The organism is Mesorhizobium sp. M7A.F.Ca.CA.002.15.2.1, assembly GCF_003998715.1.
Classification (GTDB): Bacteria; Pseudomonadota; Alphaproteobacteria; order Rhizobiales; family Rhizobiaceae; genus Mesorhizobium; species Mesorhizobium ciceri.
The window spans coordinates 1-4,508 of record NZ_RZPI01000468.1 but is presented as its reverse complement, the minus strand read 5'-3'; the positions used below and the strand labels follow the sequence as shown (position 1 = coordinate 4,508).

Annotated in this window: 1 protein-coding gene and 1 pseudogene; both read right to left on the bottom strand. The window is 60.6% G+C overall.

Annotated elements, in window-relative coordinates; all coding sequences use genetic code 11:
- Positions 1-3,455: VCBS domain-containing protein (locus tag ENZ74_RS22860; protein WP_127313002.1), on the bottom strand; the 3,455-nt coding region annotated here is incomplete at its 3' end.
- Between the two features lie 724 nt (positions 3,456-4,179).
- A pseudogene (locus ENZ74_RS22855) lies at positions 4,180-4,508 on the bottom strand (hypothetical protein); the annotation flags it as partial.

Sequence of the window (4,508 nt, the reverse complement as noted above, 5' to 3'; positions counted from 1 at the left end):
CCCGAGTGCACGCCATCCAGCGTGATCGACTGCCCATCGCCCAGCGTGATCACCGCGTTGCCGTGGGCATCGTCGGCGATATGGGTCTGCAGGTCGGCAAAGTCCGCCAGTCCGTTGTAGCCGATAAGGTCGATCTGGTCGGCCGCGGCGTCGAAATTGTGCACCGTGTCGGCACCGATCGGCTGCGAGAAGACGAAGAGGTCGTTGCCGCTGGACCCGGTCAGGTAGTCGTTTCCAGACAAAGCAAAGATGGGCGAACCCTTGGCATAGATTTCCACGTTGTCCGCGATGGTCATGGTCCCGGTGGTCCCGTCCTCGTTACTCCAGGTCCCGGTCACGTTGAGCACGTGTGCACCGGTATAGGTGACCGGCGTCGTGACGGTCAGGGCGGAAACATTCGTGGTTGTTGCGGTCCAAGAGCCGTCCGCGTTGCGGGTGCCCCCATCGATCGTCCATCCGTCGGGGACGTCACTAATCGTGAGCGTAATCGCGCCATCGTGGCCGGCTGGATCGGTAAGTCCCAAGTTCACAGCCTCTCCGGCAATGCCGGCGGGCGCTGTGACACCGATGGATTGGACAATGGTACTGCTGCCTGTCGTAGCGACCACAAAGAAGGTGTGGGCTCCGGTGTTGTTGCCCAGGTTGGTCTTAGCCCCGCTCCAGGTGCCATCGCCATTCAGCGTCACGGCAACTGCGTGGGTCGGATTGTCGACGTCCCAGTACGCGCGTATCGTCACACCGGTATTATAGTGCCCGGAAAGAGTGAAATTGCCGCTTTGCCCGTTTTCCTTCGTCGCTGCGTCAAAGGTAAAGCCCTCGAATACCGTGTCGTTGCCTCCGGAGCCTGTGTTCAGAGCTGCATCCGTATAGCTTCCCGAGCTCACTGAAACGGTCGCGTTTCCGACAAAAGTCGAAGATGCGGTGAACGTTGCGACATAGGTTTTGCCGGTTGGATCTGTGGCGTCTATGGTCGGCCCGCTGGTGATCGAGCCGCTGCCTGACGTCACAATGATGTCGGCCGCCGTGAAACCGGTAGGGACTTCGCTGAAGACAAACTTTACCTGTGATGTCCCGCCTGCCGGCAGGTCTGGGGCGATGATGTCGACCGAAACGGTCGGCGCCTTGGTATCGTAGGCCTGGGTGGCATTGACAGTGCCGGTCCCCGAATTGCCCGCCGTATCGGTGATGCCAACCTGGTTCACTGTTACACTGATCGTGCCGGCATCGACGTTGGCCGTCGGGGTCACGGTCAGGTTATATACGTTGCTGGTGCCGACTTGCGTCAGCGCACCGACCGTGCCGCCCGTTACCGTCACGTCCGCAATGGTCAGCGTGCTGCCAACGCTCTCGCTGGTGGTGAAGGTGTAGAGGACACTGCCACCGGCAATGTTGGCCGTCGCCGCCGGCTCGTCGTCGGTGATGATAACCGTCGGCGCCTTGGTGTCGTAAGCTTGCGTCGCCTGGATCGCCACCGTGTTGCCGTTGCTGGCTGCATCGTTGGCCGCGCCTGCCGCCACATCTACGGTGATGATACCGGCCTGCGTATTCGCGGTTGGGATCACATCCAAGGTGTAAACCGTGCTGCTCACCGCGGTGAACGTACCCTTGGTACCGCCTCCCACAACGATATCTGATGTAACAAATCCGGTGACAGGCTCGCTGAAGGTGAAGGTGTAGAGGACATTGCCACCGGCAATGTTGGCCGTCGCCGCCGGCTCGTCGTCGGTAATCGTCACGGTCGGCGCAGTTGCGTCGATGATCTGCGCCGTCGCCGTGCCGGTGCCGACCACCAGGTGTTCAAAGTTGCCGCCCAAGGTGCCGGTGATGGTCGCGGACAGGCTTGATGCGTTGGGGGTTGCGATCACCAGTGTGCCAACGGTCTGGCCGTTAGCGATGGTGATGTCGCCATGGTCGGTGTGGACCGTGGTGACGCCTTGCGAGGCGTTGCTCAACGTCGCCGTGAAGGTGACGTTGGTATCGTGATCCGTAACGTTCGACGTGCTGAGATTCACCGTCGCGTCGGTGGTGGTGTCGGTGACGTTGGCCGTCGCCGTGCCGGTGCCGATCACCAGGTGCTCGAAGTTGCCGCCCGCGGTGGCGGTGATGTTGGCGGTCAGGCTCGATGCGTCGTTGTAGACGTCCTCGCCATTGCCCGAGGCGATCGTCAGCGTGCCGGTGGTCTGGCCATCGGCGATGGTGATGTCGCCCTTGTCGGTGGTGATCGTGGTGACGCCATGCGAGGCGTCCGACAGCGTCGCCGTGAACACGTAGTTGGCGACCGCGCCCTCGGCGACCGTCGAGGCGCTCAGGTTGACCGTCGCGTTATCAGTAATTCCATTGATCGTGACCGTTACTACCTGCGCTGTCCCGTCCGCAGTCCGAACCGTGAATGTGTCGATCAAATGATCGCCCGCGTTGAGTTCCTGGACCGCACTATTCGTGTTGTCGAGCGTATAGGTCCAGGTGCCCGCCGCGTTCATCGCAAAGGTGCCGTAGCCGTGGTCAGTTGCCCCGCCGGCACCAACCGCCTGGAACGTGTTCGCCAGATTGTCGACGTCGGTATCCGTCAGCGTGCCGCTGACACTCGGGGTGCCATTGATAGCGCCGCCGGCCTCGACGACCGTGCCGGCAATGGTGCCGGAGATTACAGCCGCGTCATTGGTGCCGTTGATCGTGACCGTTACTACTTGGGCCGTGCCGTCCTGTGTGTGGACGGTAAACGTCTCGGTGAGATGCTGGCCGACGTTGAGACCCTGCACTGCCGCATTGTTGTTGTTGAGGGTGAAGGTCCAGACACCACCCGCGGTCATCTGGTAGGTCCCATACCCATGATCGCCCGCGGTTCCGGGCGCGACCGCCTGGAACGTATTGGGCGTGTTGTCGACGTCGGTATCTGTCAGCGTGCCGCTCACCGTCGGCGTCCCGGTGATGGCATTGGCGACACCGCCAGCCTCGACGACCGCGCCCGTAGAGACGCCGGAAATCACCGCGGCGTCGTTGGTGCCGGCGAAATGTACCGTCGCGGTTGCCCAGCTGAGCGTTCCATTGCCGAGCCGGACCGAGTAGATGAAGCTGTCAGTCAGGTACTGTCCCGCATTCAAGCCCTGTAACTGTGCCTTGAACGCCGCTGACAAGGTAGTCGCGTCGTATCCCACGAGTCCGTCGGACGTAATCCAGATCTTCGCGCCGTTATAACTTGTCTCGGAGGTGGGGGATTCAGTGCGTGCTAAGTCTTGGGTCAACAAATCAGCGGCGGTGTATCCATTCATTGCGCCTGTGTTGTTGATGCCATTGTCGACTGACCAGAGGGTCTTGGCATTCCCGCCGAGATCGTTGGCCATCACGTTCAGGAAGACGGATTGGAAACTATCATAGGTAAACAGGTCATCCTTCGCCTGCGGCGTGTTGGAGAAAGACGTCGTGGTGCCGCCGGCACCGGTGACCTGAGTAGCCATTTTTCAACCCCCCTTTTAAGAACAGACGCCTCATCTGTTTTTCTGTTTTATCGACAGTACTGAACGACCGGCTGCTTCCAGCCGAAGAAAAACCGCGCGAATCCAGGCAGGCATGAATTTTCGCCCTCATCCAGGCACACCGCCGCGCCTGGAACAGCCGCCTCAAGCTGGCCATTCACGGACGGATATTGACCCGATGCTGCTGGACGCGACGACTGGTCGTCACGCTACGTTCCCTACCCAACCTACATCGTCAAACTCGTGGCTTTCGACCACGAACTTTAGATGCTTCTTATATTAGGAGATTATTAACTCTTATAGAGAGGAAGCGTCAACGCCCAACTTGGCCGAACAGTTAATAGTCGAACATAAGGGGAGCCACAGTCACTAGAATCGAGTTGTGAGATCGAACAGGCGCACGCCCGATATGAGCCAGGCGGCAGACGTGCGGCTCAGCGTGACCAGAGCCCGCCAGCGCACCACCATACCAACACCGCACCTTGATCGCTGAGTACTTTTCGTGCAGCACGCCAACCCGACAGCCAGCCAGTTCGCTTGAACGGTCGGGGATTCAACTGAGATCACTTAACGCGCCGGACAGCCGGGAAGCTTCATGCCTTGCTCACGGAGATCTTGAAGCCGGGCAACTCGAACATCTGTCCCACACGCTCCGTAGCACTTCGTGAAACCTCGTCGTTCGGTACGTGCGACCACACCTCCTCGTTCAAGGCCGATTGATCGCCCGAGCGCTGTCGCGATCGGTCTCGTCAGGGATATATTCGCCGGCATTGGCATCGAAGCCGGTCCAGCCGCCAGCCTCGTAAGCCCTGCGGCGTTCGGCAAGATCGACCGATCTGGATTGCCCCAGAATTTCCTCGGCATTTGCAATGAGTTCATCGTCCACCCTGGCCGTGACCAACGTGCCGCCGCGGCGTACGCCCTCCGCATACACGTGGGCATCGTTCTCGGGCACGCCGGACTCCGTCAGAGCGCCGACAATGCCTCCGACCGCACCGCCTGCCACCGCCCCGGCAACGACACCTGTCGCGGTGG